At 40.4% G+C, this 19,593-nt stretch carries 20 protein-coding genes and 1 tRNA gene; 16 read left to right on the forward strand and 5 right to left on the reverse strand.

Translation table 11 applies throughout. From position 1 onward, the window contains the following. The first annotated feature begins 170 nt into the window (after positions 1-170). From urtA to urtE, 5 genes are all read left to right on the forward strand, one after another. Entirely contained in the window at positions 171-1,460 is a 1,290-nt protein-coding gene (gene urtA, locus IAR63_RS10695; protein ID WP_096543717.1) for an urea ABC transporter substrate-binding protein, read from the forward strand. Positions 1,461-1,569: 109 nt separating this feature from the next. Then, positions 1,570-2,724 (forward strand): ABC transporter permease subunit, encoded by a 1,155-nt coding sequence (locus IAR63_RS10700; protein WP_187707440.1) that lies wholly within the window; start codon positions 1,570-1,572, stop codon positions 2,722-2,724. Between the two features lie 12 nt (positions 2,725-2,736). After that, the gene (gene urtC / locus IAR63_RS10705) at positions 2,737-3,858 is read left to right on the forward strand and encodes an urea ABC transporter permease subunit UrtC (RefSeq protein WP_187705254.1); all 1,122 of its coding nucleotides are present in this window, start codon (positions 2,737-2,739) and stop codon (positions 3,856-3,858) included. Beyond that, the gene (gene urtD / locus IAR63_RS10710) at positions 3,833-4,579 is read left to right on the forward strand and encodes an urea ABC transporter ATP-binding protein UrtD (RefSeq protein ID WP_057176936.1); all 747 of its coding nucleotides are present in this window, start codon (positions 3,833-3,835) and stop codon (positions 4,577-4,579) included. The genes urtC and urtD overlap by 26 nt, the downstream gene beginning before the upstream one ends. A 7-nt stretch (positions 4,580-4,586) precedes the next feature. After that, on the forward strand, positions 4,587-5,285 hold the full coding sequence (urtE, locus tag IAR63_RS10715; protein ID WP_187705255.1) for an urea ABC transporter ATP-binding subunit UrtE: 699 nt from the start codon (positions 4,587-4,589) through the stop codon (positions 5,283-5,285). 47 nt (positions 5,286-5,332) lie between these two features. Here urtE and tnpA read toward each other — a convergent pair whose 3' ends face one another. Next, a complete protein-coding gene (gene tnpA / locus IAR63_RS10720) occupies positions 5,333-5,776 on the reverse strand; it encodes an IS200/IS605 family transposase (RefSeq protein WP_096543726.1) in 444 nt (147 codons plus the stop codon). A 49-nt stretch (positions 5,777-5,825) separates the two neighbouring features. Here tnpA and IAR63_RS10725 point away from each other — a divergent pair, with 49 nt between their 5' ends. Beyond that, a complete protein-coding gene (locus IAR63_RS10725; protein WP_187705256.1) occupies positions 5,826-6,158 on the forward strand; it encodes a hypothetical protein in 333 nt (110 codons plus the stop codon). A 21-nt stretch (positions 6,159-6,179) separates the two neighbouring features. Here the strand turns inward: IAR63_RS10725 and IAR63_RS10730 are convergent, their stop codons facing one another. Then, complete coding sequence (locus IAR63_RS10730) at positions 6,180-7,823, reverse strand: CTP synthase (RefSeq protein ID WP_096543728.1); 1,644 nt, start codon at positions 7,821-7,823, stop codon at positions 6,180-6,182. Between the two features lie 30 nt (positions 7,824-7,853). Between IAR63_RS10730 and IAR63_RS10735 the strand changes: the two genes are divergently transcribed. The 6 genes from IAR63_RS10735 (at position 7,854) to IAR63_RS10760 (ending at position 12,732) form a co-directional block, all read left to right on the forward strand. After that, positions 7,854-9,611: an N-acetylmuramoyl-L-alanine amidase gene (locus IAR63_RS10735; RefSeq protein WP_187705257.1), complete on the forward strand. Its 1,758-nt coding sequence runs from the start codon at positions 7,854-7,856 to the stop codon at positions 9,609-9,611. Positions 9,612-9,676: 65 nt separating this feature from the next. After that, the gene (locus IAR63_RS10740; RefSeq protein ID WP_187705258.1) at positions 9,677-10,549 is read left to right on the forward strand and encodes an aldose epimerase family protein; all 873 of its coding nucleotides are present in this window, start codon (positions 9,677-9,679) and stop codon (positions 10,547-10,549) included. Positions 10,550-10,607: 58 nt separating this feature from the next. Further along, positions 10,608-10,679: transfer RNA gene (locus IAR63_RS10745), tRNA-Lys, on the forward strand. 44 nt (positions 10,680-10,723) lie between these two features. Continuing rightward, positions 10,724-11,287 (forward strand): photosystem II reaction center PsbP, encoded by a 564-nt coding sequence (gene psbP / locus IAR63_RS10750; RefSeq protein ID WP_187705259.1) that lies wholly within the window; start codon positions 10,724-10,726, stop codon positions 11,285-11,287. Between the two features lie 90 nt (positions 11,288-11,377). Beyond that, complete coding sequence (locus IAR63_RS10755; RefSeq protein ID WP_187705260.1) at positions 11,378-11,971, forward strand: Maf family protein; 594 nt, start codon at positions 11,378-11,380, stop codon at positions 11,969-11,971. A gap of 32 nt (positions 11,972-12,003) precedes the next feature. Further along, entirely contained in the window at positions 12,004-12,732 is a 729-nt protein-coding gene (locus tag IAR63_RS10760; RefSeq protein ID WP_187705261.1) for a phycocyanobilin:ferredoxin oxidoreductase, read from the forward strand. Here the strand turns inward: IAR63_RS10760 and pdxA are convergent. After that, on the reverse strand, positions 12,715-13,782 hold the full coding sequence (pdxA, locus tag IAR63_RS10765; RefSeq protein WP_187705262.1) for a 4-hydroxythreonine-4-phosphate dehydrogenase PdxA: 1,068 nt from the start codon (positions 13,780-13,782) through the stop codon (positions 12,715-12,717). The two genes, IAR63_RS10760 and pdxA, sit on opposite strands and share 18 nt — an antisense overlap. A 336-nt stretch (positions 13,783-14,118) precedes the next feature. Here pdxA and IAR63_RS10770 point away from each other — a divergent pair, with 336 nt between their 5' ends. From IAR63_RS10770 to IAR63_RS10780, 3 genes are read left to right on the forward strand one after another with little or no spacing between them, the layout of a single operon-like run. Next, positions 14,119-15,555, forward strand: coding sequence for an HlyD family efflux transporter periplasmic adaptor subunit (locus tag IAR63_RS10770; RefSeq protein WP_187705263.1), 1,437 nt, complete (start codon positions 14,119-14,121; stop codon positions 15,553-15,555). A gap of 37 nt (positions 15,556-15,592) precedes the next feature. Beyond that, on the forward strand, positions 15,593-16,747 hold the full coding sequence (gene devC / locus IAR63_RS10775) for an ABC transporter permease DevC (RefSeq protein ID WP_187705264.1): 1,155 nt from the start codon (positions 15,593-15,595) through the stop codon (positions 16,745-16,747). 47 nt (positions 16,748-16,794) lie between these two features. Then, positions 16,795-17,496: a DevA family ABC transporter ATP-binding protein gene (locus IAR63_RS10780; RefSeq protein WP_187705265.1), complete on the forward strand. Its 702-nt coding sequence runs from the start codon at positions 16,795-16,797 to the stop codon at positions 17,494-17,496. On the opposite strand, the gene IAR63_RS10785 is transcribed toward IAR63_RS10780, so the two are convergent. After that, positions 17,464-18,519: a glycerate kinase gene (locus IAR63_RS10785; protein ID WP_187705266.1), complete on the reverse strand. Its 1,056-nt coding sequence runs from the start codon at positions 18,517-18,519 to the stop codon at positions 17,464-17,466. The genes IAR63_RS10780 and IAR63_RS10785 overlap by 33 nt on opposite strands. Positions 18,520-18,558: 39 nt before the next feature. Next, positions 18,559-18,891 (reverse strand): DUF565 domain-containing protein, encoded by a 333-nt coding sequence (locus tag IAR63_RS10790; protein ID WP_187705267.1) that lies wholly within the window; start codon positions 18,889-18,891, stop codon positions 18,559-18,561. A gap of 81 nt (positions 18,892-18,972) precedes the next feature. Here IAR63_RS10790 and IAR63_RS10795 point away from each other — a divergent pair, with 81 nt between their 5' ends. Continuing rightward, a complete protein-coding gene (locus IAR63_RS10795; RefSeq protein ID WP_187705268.1) occupies positions 18,973-19,536 on the forward strand; it encodes a hypothetical protein in 564 nt (187 codons plus the stop codon). Positions 19,537-19,593: the final 57 nt, after the last annotated feature.

The following is a 19,593-nucleotide window of genomic DNA, read 5'->3' on the forward strand; positions in this document are numbered from 1 at the left end:
AACTTCTAGCCAAAGTCGTATATTCTTGCTTCGTATAATTGTATGTAAGTAAAGTCTGATTAACTTTTTACCAGAAAATTAATAAATTGTAAATTTGTACACTTTTTTCTCGTAAAATTCCATACTAATATCTGTTGTCTAAAGATTAAACCCAAAATTTATCAATAGTTATGACTACACAATTTAACCGGAGAAAATTCCTCATCTACGGTTCTGCTGCTCTTGGTAGCTCCGTATTGCTTAAAGCTTGTGCTAATAATACACAAACAAGTACACCCGCTGATTCCCCCGCAGGTGGTAACACCATCAAGGTAGGGATTTTACACTCTCTAAGTGGTACAATGGCCATCAGTGAAAAAAGTGTGGTAGATGCGGAAAACCTAGCGATTAAGGAAATTAATGCTCAGGGGGGAGTATTAGGTAAACAGATTGAAGCTATTACGGAAGATGGCGCTTCTAACTGGGATACTTTCAGGGAAAAAGCTACCAAACTAATTGAACAAGATAAGGTAGCTGTAGTGTTTGGATGTTGGACCTCTGCTAGTCGTAAAAATGTCAAGCCAGTGTTTGAAGACAAAGATCACATGCTGTGGTATCCCGTGCAGTATGAGGGTCAGGAATGTTCCAAAAACATTTTTTATACTGGAGCAGCTCCCAATCAACAGATCGAACCTTCTGTGGACTGGTTGCTGAAAAACAAGGGTAAGGAATTCTTTCTAGTTGGATCAGACTACGTTTTTCCCCGTACTGCTAACACAATAATTAAAGCTCAATTAGAAGCGCTTGGTGGTAAAACAGTTGGTGAAGATTATTTACCCCTGGGTAATGTGGAAGTTACTCCTATCATTGCCAAAATCAAACAGGCACTACCCAATGGTGGAGTAATTTATAATACCTTAAATGGGGATAGTAATGTGGCATTCTTTAAACAACTAAAAGGTGCGGGTTTGACCCCAGATAAGTATCCATCTATGTCCGTGAGTATTGCGGAAGAAGAGGTTAAGGCCATTGGAGTGGAATACTTAAAAGGACATTATGCAGCTTGGAATTACTTCCAAACTGTAGATACACCAGCCAACAAAAAGTTTGTAGAGGCTTTCAAGAAGGAATATGGTGCAGATAGGGTACTTAACGATCCTATGGAAGCTGCTTACATTGCTGTCTATCTTTGGAAACAGGCGGTAGAAAAAGCTGGAAGTACGGATTTAGCCAAAGTTCGCCAAGCTGCTTATGGTCAAACCATAGATGCACCCGAAGGTAAAGTGACCATGAATGGTAACCATCACATATCTAAGATTGTGCGTATTGGTGAAGTCAGAGATGATGGCTTGTTTAAGATTATTTATGCTACTCCTGCACCGGTAGAACCTATTCCCTGGAATCAATATGTGAAAGAGACCAAGGGATTTGCCTGCGATTGGTCAGATCCTGCCAAAGGTGGCAAGTACAAGCAAAGCTAGTCTGAAGGGTTGATGGTTACAAATAGGAGCTAGGCATTTCGCCTCAGACCTAATTAAGTTTTCATGTGTCATTTTAAAAATGACTCATGAATTTTTTGAGGATAAATTGGTGTTAACAGGATTTTTAGAAGCACTATTTAATGGAATTAGCATTGGGGCGGTACTATTAGTTGCAGCGCTAGGACTTTCCATTATCTTTGGACTGATGGGCGTGATTAACATGGCCCATGGAGAATTGATGATGCTGGGAGCTTATACCACTTTTGTAGTACAGCTTTGTTGTAAACAGTTAGGCGGTATTTGGTTTGATAGTTATATATTCCTGGCTTTAATTATTGCCTTTTCGGTCACTGCTTTAGTAGGTTTAGTCTTGGAGCGGGGGGTAATCTCCCATCTTTATGGTAGACCCTTAGAAACCCTTTTGGCTACTTGGGGAGTAAGTTTAATTTTTCAGCAGTTTGTCCGCAGTGTAAATTCAGTATTGGTGATTGGTATCCTCTCATTTTGTCTACTATTCTTTGGGGGGGTAAGAATTTTAAATTCCCGTCAGCGGTTTCCCCGATTTGGTTACGGAGTTAAGGGAATCATCTTGGTTTTATCCCTAGGAATTGCCATAACCCTGGGACAGCTATTTAGTCAACAGTCTTCCATGGTTCAACCCTGGTTTGGGGCCCAAAATGTTGATGTGACCGCTCCCAGTTGGTTACAATCCGGTATATCTTTGGCCGGTGTGCAGTTACCCTTTGCTCGCTTATTTATTATTGGTTTAACGGCAATTTGCGTAGCAGCAATTTACTTGTTTTTACAGCGCTCCCCTTGGGGTTTAAGAATTAGAGCTGTGACGCAAAATCGCGCCATGAGTTCTTGCTTAGGTATACCTACACAAAAAGTGGATGCTCTTACCTTTGCCCTAGGATCCGGATTAGCTGGTATAGCTGGTTGTGCTATTAGCTTACTGGGTTCCGTGGGTCCGAATACAGGACAGAATTATATCATAGATACCTTCATGGTAGTGGTTGTAGGAGGGGTTGGTAATTTAGTAGGCACAATTGTAGCTGCTTTGGTCATTGGTACTGCCAACTTCATTGTGGGATCGGGAACTCTAGCCTTTTTGTCTTCTGGTGTTCAACCCTTGGTGGATTTTTTCAATTTTTTTGCCACCACTAGTATGGCAAAAGTGATGGTGTTTGCACTGATTATTGTTTTTCTACAGTGGAAACCAGCGGGAATTTTCCCTCAAAAAGGTCGGAATATTGATGTTTAACCAGGGTCAGAAATGAAAGATCAGGCTAAAAAGTCCATTTTGGTAGAAATTGCCGTAGTAATGGCGATCGCATTATTACTGCTTGTAATTATGCCACTTGTTTTGACAGAATTTCGCTTAAATTTACTAGGGCGATTTTTATCCCTAGCGATTGTGGGTTTGGGGTTGGATTTGATTTGGGGTTACACGGGGTTGCTCAGTTTGGGCCATGGCATTTTTTTTGGGTTGGGTGGTTATGCCATAGCCATGTACTTAAAACTGCAAGTTCCCTCCGGTGAATTACCTGATTTTATGGGATTGTATGGGGTAACAGAATTACCTTGGTTTTGGCATCCGTTTTACTCCTTTGGTTTTGCTGTAATTGCAGTAATTTTGATTCCAGGTTTATTAGCAGGGGTTTTGGGTTATTTAGTCTTCCGGAATCGCATTAAGGGTGTGTATTTTTCCATTCTGACACAAGCAGCGGTGATCATATTTTTCAACTTTTTCAATGGACAACAGAAGCTATTTAATGGTACCAATGGTTTGACAGCATTTAAAACCCTGCTAGGTGTAAACTTGAGTGATAGAGGAATGCAACTTGTTTTGTATAGCCTAACGATCTTATTTTTAGTATTTACCTATGGTTTATGTCGTTGGTTAACCAGTGGTAGATTTGGAAGGTTGTTAATAGCTATTAGAGATGATGAAACCCGGGTCAGATTTTGTGGATATGATCCTACAGAGTACAAAGTTTTGGTATTTGCAATTTCCGGTGCGATCGCGGGGATAGCAGGAGCATTCTACGCCATTCAAAGTGGTTCCGTGTCACCGAGAGCGATGGATATTGGATTCTCCATTGAAATGGTAATTTGGGTAGCGGTGGGGGGAAGAGGAACCCTAACTGGTGCGATTTTAGGAACTTTACTAGTTAACTATGCACGAACCTTTTTAAGTGAACAATTTGCGGAAATCTGGTTATTTTTTCAAGGTGCGCTGTTTTTGGTGGTAGTTACAGTTCTCCCAGATGGAATGATGGGATGGTTAAAAACTCAAACCCTAGCCTTTGTGAATAGGTCAAGCAAAGTTATTACATATCCAAGTTTAGAACAGGATGCAGAAGTAGAACATGAACGCAAAAATCTTGGAAACTGAAAATGTAACCGTGAGTTTTGATGGATTTAAGGCCATAAATCGCCTGAATTTCACCATGGAAAAGGGGGAATTGCGAGTGGTGATTGGTCCTAATGGTGCGGGTAAAACCACTTTTCTCGATGTGATTACTGGTAAGGTTAAACCAACCCAGGGTCGAGTTTTATTTAAGGGTAGAAATCTACGTAATTTGAGTGAACATGAAATTGCTCGCTTAGGAATTGGACGCAAGTTCCAAACGCCCAGAATTTACTTAAATCTCACTCCTCGGGAAAATCTAGAACTCACTAGCAATAGACAGAAAAGCGTTTTTTTTACCCTATTTGGCAGTCCTCATTTTCGTGAACAACAAACTATTAAAGAGTTATTGGTAACTATCGGGTTAACTTCTAAAGCTGATATTCCTGCTGGATTGCTTTCCCACGGTGAAAAACAAAGATTGGAAATTGGCATGTTAGTTGCTCAATCCCCTGATTTATTATTGGTGGATGAACCTGTAGCAGGTTTAACAGATGAAGAAACCTACAATATTGGGGAATTATTGTTAACACTTTCTCAGGATCACTCTATTTTAGTCATTGAGCACGATATGGAGTTCGTACGGCAAATTGCTCGCAAAGTCACTGTATTACATGAAGGTTCCGTATTATGTGAAGGTGATTTCAAACAAGTGCAAAATGACCCCCGTGTCATTGAAGTATATTTGGGACAGCAACAGGAATAGAGGATTTATGTTACAAATCTCCAATCTCAATGTTTATTACGGTGAAAGTTATATTTTGCGCAATGTTGATTTAAAAATTGCTTCAGGAGAAATGGTTTGCATTATTGGACGTAATGGTGTGGGTAAAACCACCTTACTGAAAACCATTATGGGATTACTAAATCCTAGAGATGGTCAGATCCACTTTGCTGGTAATATCATTAACAATCAGTCACCAGATCAACGGGCAAAAATGGGTATTGGTTATGTTCCCCAGGGTAGGGAAATTATTCCCCGACTCACAGTAAAGGAAAATCTTTTACTCGGTTTGGAAGCTAGGAGAAAAAGACCAAAAAAACTGGAGATCCCCGACGAGATTTTCAGCTTGTTTCCCGTTCTAGCAACCATGCTTCATCGTCAAGGTGGTGATTTAAGTGGTGGACAACAACAACAATTAGCGATCGCTCGCGCTCTCATGGGGGATCCCCAATTACTGCTCTTAGATGAACCAACGGAGGGTATTCAACCCTCTATAGTATTGGAAATTGAGTCCGCAGTGCGTCGGATTGTGGAAACTAGGGGAGTTTCTGTTTTGTTGGTGGAACAGCACTTACATTTTGTTCGTCAAGCTCATTACTATTATGCTATGCAAAAAGGTGGAATTGTAGCTTCTGGACCTACCAATGAATTGAGCCAGGATGTAATTCAAAGCTTTTTGGCAGTTTAACAAACTACTGATCACAAGAAAATCGCCGGCACGGAAGCCACTTGGCTTTAGACAGGAAGTGCCAACGGCGAATTTATTCGCCTTGATATTTGACCGTGATGCGGATCTTCAATATACCTTTTAATAACATCTGCTGAAACCTGTCCAGCAGTGGAATAAAAATAACTATTAGTCCATAGGCTAGGAAGTTTAAGTAATTCAGGAAATTTTCGTCTTAACAAGCTAGATGACCGTCCTTTAAAAGCTTTAACCACTTGATTTATAGCAACATCTGGTTGATGTTCTACAAATAAATGAACATGGTCTGGAGCAACCTCAAGAGAGAGGATATCCCAGTCTTTTTCTTTGGCTAGTTCGTAAATTATCTGTCTAAGGCATTTAGCTATCTCTCCAGATAATACCTTTTTTCGGCGTTTAGTTATCCATACAAGATGCACTACTGCATTACCTTTTGAGTGATTTCCTATTCTGTATTCCAGTGTTGTCTTCATATTGTTTCGTGGCTGCTATTGACAAGTAAATCATATCTCAACTATACTTTTGAAATCAACAAACATTGAAGGTCGAACAATGTACGGATGCCAACAAGTTCTTATCAAGTCCGATAAATCAATAACAGCGATATTGGAGTACGTCATACCTAAATTCGGTGAAAAACCCGAAGGGTGGAAAGCAAGCGGGAAACGAGTTAGTCGTGGAGTATATGAAACTTCTGATGGGTTCAAAATTAATGCGGACTGTAATGGTGCTGCTAATATTTTGAAAAAAGTAGCGGTGATGCTAGGAATTGATCTTAGCGGAATCAGTAGAGGCTGTTTAAGCCAGCCTCAGAAAGTTCGTTTATGGACTCTTCAGAAATCTCCGTGTCTTTAGACCGGAGAAGCTTAATGCTGATCATACTCTAGGGAACTGAGGAAACCCGTAGGGGGCACTTCCCTGATGAGTATGGGAAATAGCAGCTTCCATAAAACCTTTAAACAGGGGGTGGGGGTGACTAGGACGAGATTGAAATTCCGGATGGAACTGACAAGCAATGAAAAATGGATGTTTGGGATATTCCACAATTTCTACCAGACGTCCATCGGGGGAAGTACCACTAATGACATAACCGGAATTCAACAGGTGATTACGATAAAGGTTGTTGAACTCATAGCGATGACGATGGCGTTCATAAATCACCTCCTCTTGATATAAATCAAAAGCTAGGGTATTTGGCTGGACATGACAGGGATATAGTCCTAATCTCATAGTACCACCTAGATCGATTACGTCTTGTTGCTCCGGTAAAAGATTAATTACTGGATAATCAGTTTGAGGATCAAACTCAGCACTATTGGCACCTACTAAACCCTCTACATTCCGTGCCCATTCAATTATTGAACACTGCATACCCAAACATAATCCTAAAAACGGAATTTGTTGGTTTCTAGCATATTCAATGGCACTAATTTTGCCATCCACACCCCGAATGCCAAAACCCCCAGGGACAATTATACCATCTACTCCCAAAAGATAATTATCTGGTGGTTCTACTTCTAGTATTTCCGAATTGACCCATCTTAAACGTAAATCCCCATAAGTGGCGATCGCTGCATGACGAAGGGATTCTACTACAGATAGATAAGCATCTCCTAAACGTACGTATTTACCAACTATGGCAATTTCTACAGGAGATTGGGGATGAGACATACGCTCTACCATGGTTTCCCAGTGGGTTAAATCCGGTTCTCGCTGTTCCATTTGTAATAGGTCTAGGGTTTGTTGAGCTAGTCCTTCTTTTTCTAAAATTAGGGGAACTTCATAAATACTACTAGCATCTTGACAGGTAATTACACACTCCACAGGAACATCACAAAACTCTGAGAGTTTTTGTTTTAAACCCACCGGAATTGGGCGATCGCATCTACAAACTAAAATATCTGGTTGAATACCAATAGATCGTAATTCCTTAACAGAATGTTGGGTGGGTTTGGTTTTCATTTCTCCTGCTGAAGCAATCCATGGCAAAAGTGTCACGTGCATGTACAGAACATTTTGCTTGCCCACTTCTTTGCGTAGTTGGCGGATAGCTTCTAAAAACGGTAGGGACTCAATATCACCCACCGTGCCACCAATTTCAGTAATTACCGCTGCAGGATTTGTTTCTTTAGCAACTCTAATGACCCGTTCTTTGATTTCATTAGTAATATGGGGAATTACCTGAACAGTGCCACCATTATAGTCTCCACGCCGTTCCTTATTAATTACAGACTGATAAATCAAACCAGTAGTAACACTGTTTAGGCGAGACATAGAAGTATCCGTAAATCGTTCATAATGGCCCAGGTCTAAATCCGTTTCAGCACCATCTTGAGTCACAAAGACCTCCCCGTGTTGAAATGGGCTCATTGTTCCTGGATCCACATTAATGTAGGGGTCAAGTTTGAGAATAGAGACGGAATAATCTCGAGATTTCAACAATCTTCCCAAACTTGCTGCTACAATTCCCTTACCAATACTGGAAACAACGCCCCCAGTTACAAAGATAAACTTAGTCATAGTATTTTCAATAAATCTTGTGTGTTTGCCGTGAAAAAGGTCATAGGAATAATAATATTCGGTTGTTTGCTTACCTCCTCTGCTACCGTAGCTCAGAACTCACTTTTAGTAGTTTTTCCACCCAAAAATCACCAAACCAGTACAGAAAAAATATTTTTTATCGGTACAGCACCCCCCCTTGGGGAGGTAGTAATTAATGGTCGGAAGGTTAAACGCAGTCAATCTGGTCATTTTTCTCCCAGCTTCCCCTTGCAATTAGGAGAAAACCTGTTCAAAATCCGTTACCAAAATCAGGAACAGGAGATTAGGGTGACCAGGGTCTCTACCCAACCAGAACTACCAAAAGGTTTAGGTTTCGCTCGGGATTCTCTCCAACCTGGAGTTGACCTAGCTAGACTCCCAGGAGAACTAATTTGTTTTAGCGCCATTGCACCTCCTCAAGCTACTGTGTTTGTCAAGTTAGGAGAGCAGATGATTTCTTTGGCACCACAACCTTTACAGGCCAATTTACCCGCCAATTCCAGCGTGCTAACCGGAAGAAACCAACCCACTAGCTATATTCCTAACAAATACCAGGGTTGTACAACAGTCACCAGTGTTGCTGATTTAGGACAACCCCAATTTAGTTTGACCTTAAATAATCAAACCATATCTCAAACTGCTCCCGGCAAAATTCAGATTCTTCATCCTGCCCAGTTATCTGTTGCAGAAGTCACATCAGAATCATGCGTAACTCGCACGGGTCCGGGGACGGATTATTCTCGAATGACTCCCTTACCCAAGGGGACAAGAGTAATGATTACAGGTCAGGAAGGTGACTGGTTAAGATTAGATTATGGAGTTTGGGTTAATAGGAAGGAAATCCAAATTATACCCGGAGCAGCACCGCCAAAAACTATTATTCGCAGTGTGGGATATAGTCAATTGCCCAAAATGACCGAGATACGATTTCCCCTACAAGTACCTGTACCCCTGAAAGTTCAACAAGGCGATCGCACTTTTACTCTTACTCTTTACAACACTACTGCTCAGACTGATACTATTCGACTAGACGATGATCCTTTAATTTCTCGTCTGGATTGGCAACAGGTCGCGCCGGATCAGGTAAATTACACTTTTAACCTTAAAAAGTTGCAACAGTGGGGATATAAGTTAAGATATGAGAATAGTACTTTAGTTTTAACTTTACGTCACCAACCAACTATTGCTTTAGCAAGACGGTTGCCATTGTTAGGTACGAAAATAGTACTAGATCCTGGTCACGGTGGTAAAGAGTCCGGTGCTATTGGTCCCACAGGATATGCGGAAAAAGATGCCAACCTAGTAGTCTCTAAACTACTGCGAGATGAATTGGTCAAGCGCGGTGCTGTTGTAGTTATGACCAGAGAAGATGATCAGGAAGTATCTTTAGTAGAAAGACAAGAGATCATCAGTAGGGAAGAACCAGCGATCGCCCTCTCCATTCACTATAATTCTTTACCTGATAATGGTGATGCAGAAAACACTAGAGGTTTTGGCAGCTTTTGGTATCACCCCCAATCGCACAGTTTAGCAGTGTTTTTGCATAATTATGTTGTTAAAAAAATCAATCAACCATCCTATGGAGTATTTTGGAATAATTTAGCTTTAACTCGTCCTAGTCATGCACCGGCGGTTTTATTGGAATTAGGTTTTATGAGCAACCCTCAAGACTTTGAGGAGATAGTCAACCCTCAAACACAGAAAAAGATGGCGAAAACCCTAGCGGAGGGTGTAACTAAGTGGTTTAAATCACAAGAGAAAAAGTAGAATTTCCACATATCATCAAGTTGCCATAATTGCTATAATCATGGCAGTCTTTCAACCACTCAATTATGGGATTTACAATCAGCGAAACACAACAACAGTACAAGACCTATTCCCTTTGGGACAGCGATGCTGATTCCCGTCTGGAAGTAGTCCCAGAAAGGGGTGGTATTGTCACCCAATGGTCATTAAAGGATCATGAAATTTTCTATTTGGACAAAGAAAGATTTACCCATCCTGACCTCAGCGTGCGAGGTGGGTTACCAATTTTATTTCCCATTTGTGGTAATCTACCCGATAACACCTACAACCACAACGGGAAACAATATACACTCAAGCAACATGGTTTCGCTCGAGAATTACCCTGGGAAGTAACCAGTAATGCTACAGAAAATGGAGCAAGTCTTAGTTTAGTCCTAAACAGTAGCTATGCAACCCGCACCGTCTACCCCTTTGACTTTCAATTAACTTTTACTTACACGTTAAGGGGTAATTCTTTAACTATTGATCAGGTTTATCATAATCTCTCAGATGAGACTATGCCTTTTTCAACCGGATTTCATCCTTACTTTCAGTGTGGAAATAAATCTATGCTAGATTTTGACATTCCCTCTGGACAGTATCTGGATCAAAAAACCAAGCAAATTTACTCCTTTGCAGGCAAATTTGACCTTGAACAAGAGGAGCTAGATTTTGCCTTTGGGGATTTACGCAGTCAATCTGCCAAGGTCACAGATCAGGAGCGTAAACTAGAATTAATCCTCGATTATGATTCTAACTATGTGGTGCTGGTCTTTTGGACCGTGCGGGGCAAAGACTTTTATTGTCTAGAGCCCTGGACTGCTGGACGTAACTCCCTCAACACCGGGGAAAATCTTACCCTTTTGGCTCCCCACACCAGTAAAACCACCTCTGTAAAACTGACCGCAAATTTTTTCTAACAAGTCCTTGACAGAGTGATGAGAGGTTGGTATATTGAAAAAGTTGCAAAAAACGAAAGGGTCACTAACTCAACGGTAGAGTACTCGGCTTTTAACCGATTAGTTCCGGGTTCGAATCCCGGGTGACCCATACAGTTGTACAATTTGGTTGTCCCAGTTATTTACCATACAAAAATGTGGAAAAAAATTAAATTCATCCTGGTTGTTACTTTGGCTATTACTTTCAGTGCTATCAGCACCACTATTTACCCTGATATGGCTATAGCTGCTGGATTTAGGAGTTTTGTGGACACAGAGGATGGTTATCAATTTTCTTATCCTAATGGTTGGTTACAAGTTAAAGTTGCTAACGGTCCTGATGTAGTATTTCATGATTTAATAGAAGTTTCTGAAAATGTATCCGTGGTCATTAGTCCCGTTCCCCAAGGTAAGAGCTTAACAGAACTGGGAACCCCAACAGAAGTAGGATATAAACTGGGCAAATCTGCTCTTGCTCCCGAAGGTTCTGGACGTTCAGCAGAATTAGTCAATGTGGCACAAAAGGAAATTAATGGTAATAATTACTATTTTCTAGAGTATGCTGTTAAGCTAAGTAATGGTCAATCAAGACACAATGTAGCCAGTGTTGCGGTTAGCCGTGGCAAACTGTTTACATTTAATGCTTCCGTACCGGAAAGACGTTGGCGAAAATTGCAACGGACCATTGATGAGGTTGTCAGTTCTTTTCAGGTGTATTAGTGGGTTAGCAAATTTACTCCGTCAGGAGTTTTGTCCCAAAAAGAACACAACTCCTGAAATTAACTGGTGAAGTATTCAACTTAATAAATCATGAACATTCCTGAATTTGTGCTTGCGTCTGCTTCTCCTGCTCGTGATCGCTTACTACAAACCGTGGGGATTAAACCAATTATTTATCCCAGTGATTTTGATGAATCACAAGTACAACTGAGTAACCCACAGGAATTAGTTAATACCCTGGCCCAATGTAAAGCTGAAACTGTTTCCCCCCGTTTTCCTTCTGCTTTGATCATGGGTTGCGATTCCGTATTAGCTATGGATAATCAGATTTACGGTAAACCAGAAAATGTAGAGGTAGCTATATGTCGTTGGCGCTTAATGCAGGGGAATTGGGGTGATTTGTATACGGGTCACGTCTTAATAGATAACCTACAGAAAAAGACCATTATTAAGTGTCAAATAACTAGAGTTTATTTTGCCAAAATGAGTGACCATGCTATTATCAACTATGTGAGAACCGGTGAGCCACTAAAATGTGCAGGTGCTTTTGCTTTGGAAGGTTTTGGCAGTTTATTTGTGGAAAAAATTATGGGTTGCCATAGTAATGTAATTGGACTAAGTTTACCCTTACTAAGGCAAATGTTAGGGGAACTGGGTTATGAGGTAACAGATTTTTGGCAATAGGATATACTAATAAAAACAAGATACACAACAATATGTCCTCTCAACCTTCTCTACGGGAAAAACAACATCCTTTAATTCAGCAACTAGCTAATACAATCGAAGAAGTTTGGCATGAATACCTCCAGTTATCGCCCTATGAGTTACCTGAGGATTTGGGGTATGTGGAAGGTAGATTGGAAGGAGAAAAACTGGTAATTGAAAATCGCTGTTATCAGACTGTTCACTTCCGCAAAATGCACTTAGAACTAGCGAGAGTTGGCAATATCTTAGATATCTTACACTGTGTGATGTTCCCTCACCAGGAGTATGATATACCCATGTTTGGTTGTGATTTGGTGGGGGGTAGAGGTCAAATTAGTGCAGCTATAGCAGATCTTTCTCCTGTAAATTTAGAGAGAACCCTACCAGAAAATTATCATCATCAGTTAGGCAATTTAACCGCAGTTAATTTTTCTCAACCCCGGGATTTACCTGAATGGGGAAATATATTTTCAGATTTCTGTCTGTTTATTCGTCCTAGCTCTTTAGAGGAAGAATTGTTGTTTTTAAATAGAGTGAGAGAGTTTTTAAAAATCCATTGCAGTCAAGCAATTATCTCCGTTCCTGTTCCACCGGAAAAGATTCCCTCAATTATTGCGGGACAACATAACTATTGTACAAAACAACAAAAAAATGATAAGACCCGTCGGGTCTTAGAAAAAGCATTTGGTGAACAGTGGGCAGAAAACTACATGACCACTGTATTATTCGATTTGCCTTGACGATGCCAGTCTCTGATTGACTAAATCTATAGCTAGTTCTATAGCTGCTTGCATACTGGTTCCATCAGCAATACCTTTACCAACAATATCAAAAGCGGTTCCGTGATCTGGTGAAGTTCTGACAAATGGTAACCCGATAGTGGTATTAACAGCTCGGTCAAAAGCCATTAATTTAACTGGAATTAAACCCTGATCGTGATAAAGAGCTAAGTAGCCATCAGCAGGATTTGTAACTAAAGAATGACCGTACCAGGCCTGACCGGGTTTTACCCACATTGTGTCCGGTGGTATTGGTCCTTCCAGTTGCAAATGTGGTCGTTTTTCCCTTTCTCTTTGTAACCAGGGAATCAACCAATCTATTTCTTCTGTCCCTAACTGTCCCATCTCTCCACTGTGGGGATTTAAACCCGCAATCACTATTTTGGCTGTTTTAATCCCAAAGTCTCTTGCTAAACATTCCTCTAATAAATCTAACTTTCCCGTTAATAACTCTCCTGTTAGGGTTTGACATACTTGATTTATGGGAATGTGGGTGGTAGCTAATAATGTTCTTAAAGTCCAACCAGTAAAGGGCGATCGCCCGACAAATAGCATGCCAAAACGGTCTATACCTGATCTTTGAGCCAGAAGTTCGGTTTGTCCGGGATAATCGTGCCCAGCAGCTTTCCAAGCGGATTTAGCAATGGGAGCGGTAACAATCCCATCAAATTCACCTGCTAAAGTTTGAGCGATCGCCCGTTCCATATAAGCAAAACTAGCTGCACCACTAGCTTGATTACCCACTCCGGGGATAATGTCTGTGAGACTGGGTAGATCCACATTAATAATATCCAATTGACGGGGATGGGGTAAAAGTGGGTCAGTCTTTTCTGTGACAGAGGTTAAATTTTCATAGGTCCTGGTCAGTAAATCACGATTGCCAACCACTACTAAATGACAGTTTTTATGGAGTTGGGGATTGGCCAGAGATTTTAAAATCACCTCGGAACCGATACCAGCTGGATCGCCCTGAGTGATTGCTAAACGTGGAATGGAATGGGTTTTAGTCATTGTTCAAACCAGTTATTGTTGATATGGCAATTGTAAGCCAGATTACGTTTTTAAATAAATAAAAAATGTAGACTTTATTTAAATAATTTATTTAACCTTTATTTGATGGAGTCCAGAACCATAAGGAGTAAAAAATGGCGTGAAAAAAGTTTAAGTTATTGAACGAACAGTTTTTAAATACATTGTGTTATTAGTTTGACAAATGGTTTTTATTTTGTGAAAAAAATATGGCACAGTTAAAGGCAACTTTCGGAAGATTTGTCATAAATCTACATTTGAGAATTTAGTCCACTCTTATTTGCACAAATCATAACTTAAACAAAAAGGCAAGATAGCATGTCAAGAGTGAGCGAAAAGCCAAAGTTAACAGAACAAATTCTGGAATCACCAATTTGGTTAAAAATTGCTCTGGCAATGCCAGTAGCTATTGCAGCTGGATTCTTAGCAACAGCAAGAATCGAACAATTAAAAAAACTAGCATCTCCCACATCTATCTCCCAAACACCCAATACAATTACTGCTGTAGGTAGACTAGAACCACGGGGAGAAGTAATCAAAATAGCTGCACCCAACTCAGGACTTTCTGCAGGTTCCCGAGTTCAGGAACTGTTGGTAAAAGAGGGAGAAAAAGTACAAAAAGGACAGATAATTGCAATTTTAGATAGTCGAGATTCCAACATGGCCGCTGTGGAAGAAGCAAGAGCCAAATTACAGGAGTCTCGCGCTAATTTAGCGCAAGTCAAATCCTCCTCACCAAGAGATATTCAAACCCAGAACGCGGTGATTTATAGGTTGCAAGCACAATTACAGGGAGAAGAAAAAACCCAACAAGCTACCATTGCTCGAATTGCTGCTGAATTGAGTGGGCAAAAACTTGTCCAATCTGCAACAGTTAAAAGATTAGAAGCAGAATTGATTGGACAAAGGGATATACTGAGAGCTTCTGTTGAACGTGTGCGTGCAGAGCAGCGTAATGCTCAAGTTGATGCTAGACGCTATGATTTCTTATATAGACAAGGTGCCATTTCTCAACAAGAAAGGGATAGAAGAAGTGTAAATGCTATAACTACTACCCAGCAGTTACGGGAGAGTCAAGCTAGTTTAAAACAGGGAATAGCAACATTACAGCAGCAAATATCTGAAGCTAGAGCTAACCAAATGAAAACTATTGCTACTTTACAACAGCAATTATTGGAAGCCATTGCTACCCGTAATCAAACCTTGGCCACATTACAAAGACAAATTGACGAAGAAAGATCCAGACTGAACAAACTACTAGATGTTAGTCCTATGGATTTACAAATCGCACGAGCTCAAGTTAGTAGTGCCATTGCATTAATTAAAAAAGCACAATCAGATTTACAACTGAGTTATGTTAAAGCACCAACTAGGGGTGAAATTCTCAAGATCCATACCAAATCAGGAGAAGTGATGAATCCTAATGGGATTGCGGAAATCGGACAAACTGATCAAATGTTTGTGGTGGCTGAAATTCCGGAGGATAGTATAGGTAGGGTTAGTATGGGACAGCTGGTTACTGTCACTAGTGACAATGGTGCATTTAGTGGACAAATCCCAGGAAACATCACGGAAATTGGCAGAAAAATCGGTAAAAAGGATGTGCTAAATACAGATCCAGCAGCGGATATTGATGCTAGGGTGGTGGAAGTGAAAATTTCTCTTTCTCCCCAGGATAGTCAACGAGTCTCTGGGTTAACTAACGCCAAGGTAATGGTGGAAATTAATACGGATCAATTCGGTCGAAAAAAATAGAGTCGTCATTCTACCAATCACTTCATCATTTTTCACAATGTTACAGAAAATACCTCTATCTTGGCTACAACTAACAAGAGAAAAAACTCGCCTAGCTGTGGCTTTATCAGGTATTGCTTTTGCTGATATTTTGATGTTTATGCAGTTAGGTTTTCGAGATGCATTATATTATAGTAATGTGAGAATGCACAGCAGTTTAAAGGGCGATATTGTAATTATTAATAATCAATCTAATGCTGTGTTAGCCATGAAACCTTTTTCTTCACGGCGATTATATAAGGCTTTAGATGCACCCAACGTCTCCTCTGTTCATCCTATCTATTTGGATTATACTAGCTGGAAAAATCCGGTTACTGGTCGTTCCCGCAGTATTCTGACTTTCGCATTTAATCCAGAATATAATGTTTTTGATTTACCAGGAGTCTCCAACAATATTAATAAATTAAAACTTCCTGATGTGGTATTATTTGACCGTTCTTCCAGAGTGGAATATGGTCCAATTGCTAGTGATTTTGACCGGGGTAAAACTGTTACAGCAGAGATTAAAAGACGACGGGTTCAAGTAGTGGGATTATTTACTTTGGGCGCATCTTTTGGAGCAGATGGTAATTTAATTACTAGTGATGTGAATTTCTTGAGGATATTTCGTAATCGTCAACTGGGATTAATTGATATTGGGTTAGTCCGCATTAAACCAGGAGCAGATGTTAATCAAGTTGCTACCTATTTGCGAGGCTATTTACCACCAGATGTGAATGTTTTAACTAAGCAGGAATTTATAGATTTTGAAAGAAACTATTGGGCAACTAGTACTGCTATCGGGTTTATTTTTACTTTGGGGACAATCATGGGGTTTATTGTGGGAACTGTGATTGTTTATCAAATTCTTTATACGGAGGTAACAGACCACCTATCGGAATATGCCACTCTTAAAGCTATCGGTTACACTCAAAACTATCTATTAAGTGTGATTTTACAAGAGGCTTTCATGTTGGCAATTTTAGGCTATGTCCCTGGCTTTTTTTGCGTTCTATTCCTTTACCAGGTCGCTAGAGATGCCACACTTTTACCAGTAATGATGAGCTATGATCGAGCAATAATGGTATTGATATTAACTATTCTTATGTGTTTTATCTCCGGAGCTATTGCTATTAGAAAGCTACGCTCGGCTGATCCAGCAGATATTTTTTAAAAACTCTCCACAACATCACGCATTATTCTTAATATTAGGAGTCATATATGAACTATAAGAAACCAGTAATCTCTGTTAAAAATCTTAACCACTACTATGGTAAGGGAGTCCTCAAAAAGCAAATTCTCTTTGATATCAATCTGGATGTATATCCGGGAGAAATTGTTATTATGACCGGTCCATCAGGTTCAGGTAAAACTACTTTATTAAGTCTCATTGGTGGTTTACGCTCGGTGCAAGAGGGTAGTCTCAAGTTTTTGGGCAAGGAATTATTTGCAGCTCGTCAAGGTCAATTGGTACAAATTAGACGCAATATCGGATACATTTTTCAAGCACACAATTTATTGGGTTTCTTAACCGCTAGACAAAATGTGCAAATGGCAGTGGAATTAAATGAGAATATTTCTCCACTCCAGGCTATGAAAAAATCAACTACCATGCTGGAAGCAGTTGGTTTGGGTTCACGAATTAACTATTATCCCGATAATTTATCGGGGGGGCAAAAACAAAGAATTGCTATCGCTCGTGCTTTAGTTAATCATCCCCCCCTCGTTTTGGCTGATGAACCTACAGCAGCTTTAGATAAACAGTCCGGACGTGATGTGGTGGAAATTATGCAGCGCTTGGCTAAGGAACAAGGTACTGCTATTCTATTGGTTACCCATGATAATCGCATCCTCGATATAGCCGATCGTATTCTGGAAATGGAAGATGGTTTATTGACCCGTGACTCCTCCACCGTAACTTAATGAATGATCCTCCTTAACTTCTATTACCAAATCTACTGGCAATGATTTTGGAGATGATTTTATTAAGGGTTCGATAAATAATTCTGGATGTAATGATCGCCAAAAATACTTGACAAATTCTTCTATTTGTCCATCGTTCATACCTGAAAAACCCGCAGCAATCATTTTATGTTCTGCTTCTTTACGCCACTTTAAAGAAAATCTGTAATCAGTTGGTTTAAGTATTATTAAACTATCTATTTTTTGCCACAGAGGTACATAAGCTGCTAACTGCTGGTTCATATGACGGGCAAAAGCCTGATCTTCTGGGGTGATAATCGGTGCTGGTGCATTAGTAAATGTTTCCGGATCAATGGGTAACACTCCCACAAACCAACCTTCAAATAACACTATATCAACCCTATCTATTATTTCTGGGGTAGTGCGATCGCCCGCCCCAGAAAGAGCGGATTTATCAAAGCGGGGAACTGTCACAGGGAATTTGTCCTGGAGAATCTGATCTAGTAGGCTTAAACCTAGGTGAATATCGTGGGTTCCTGGTGGACCTCTCCAAATCAATCGGGGATCCTGCTGTCTTAACTTCAGGCGATCGCTGTGAGTTTTATATAAATCATCCAATGATAGACTTAAACTAGAGTATCCCAAGTGTCGGAGAACCAGGTTGAGGATCTGGCACATTGTGGTTTTACCTGTGCCTTGGGGACCTAAAATCCCCTCAATCATAGCCCTCCCTAAACTTTTTCTGCTTGAGGCAATTTTTACCCCCAGGGGTAGCCATAAGTCCCATAATGCCTGTAACATGGTTTCGGTGGGTATTTGCAGGTTATTTTCGCACAGTTGCTTAAAATCCGGAAAAACACACCTAAGAAGAGATAATCTCTCTTCCACAACCTCAGGGGTAATGCCAAATAGCTTTGCCCCAGCTTCCCATGTCCTACCTCCTCTTGCTAAAACCTGCCAATCTACACTTTCACCTGCAAGCAAACTTGCCAGTGAGACCTGATTGAGCCAACTGTTGCTCATAACTGATACTCACAAACTTACTCAAAACAACTTTCTACCCTAGGAACCCAATTTGAAGGCCTCTAAAAACAGACTATATATTAAACCAATCTTGAGCCAATTGAGGGATTCGACCCAAATGGCTCGCTGAGAAAAAAACCCACGACTATAGAACAATCTGCTGGCAACTTCCGTCAGTAAAACCAAAACAGCGGCGGCCCATATATCGAGTTTAGCTTGTTGTCCTGCGGTGGTGGAAACTACTGATCCCAAAAAAAAACCAAATAGCCAACTAATTAACAACAGACATAATCGTCGCCAAGGATTAATAAACCATTGTGCCACATTTGTGGCAATGGTATCTAACAAATTGTTAAGACGAGTATTCTGCATATAGATTGGGGGATGAATGAAATGGGACAAGAATTAATTATCTAATGTCTAACTGCTATTCGCAAACTATTACTGAAAACTATGATTATCAAATCCCCAGGACATCTTAAATTTACAGTTATAACTTTTACATTAGCGATGCTAGGTCTATTGGGGGGATGTTTAGGACTGACTGTGTCCTTTGATTCCCAAACCTCCGACAGTATGTCGCAAGCGCCAGAGAAATCACCACTTTTGGAAAATGATACAGCTACACCAGCTCCCCAGTTGCAGCAGGTTGAACCTAAAACAATTAGAATTAGTGAGCGGACACTGGAAAAGAACAAATTTGGCAATTTACGCATCAGTAATAAGACATATCAACCAATTCGTTTAGCCTTGTTATTACGACATTCCCCATCCTCTCCTTCAGGAAAAAAAGGCATAATTCCTGCTCATTGGGACTTTGCTCCCCAGGAAGGTAGTCAGGGAGGTTTAATCTTGTCCTTACCAGAGGGTAGTTTAAAGTTGGAAAAAGGGGATATTTTGGTAGCTTTTGCTCAAGATGGCTCACGACGTTATTGGGGACCGTATATTGTGGGGGAAACCTCAGCTCCATTATGGGATCCCAAAACTGGAGAATGGCAATTAACACTTGTCCCTTAATTAACTGTTTTGCTCTAATATCTCAATTCATTTTTAGTTTGTACTTGCGGGTCGTGA

It is taken from the genome of Cylindrospermopsis curvispora GIHE-G1 (assembly GCF_014489415.1).
GTDB lineage: Bacteria > Cyanobacteriota > Cyanobacteriia > Cyanobacteriales > Nostocaceae > Raphidiopsis > Raphidiopsis curvispora_A.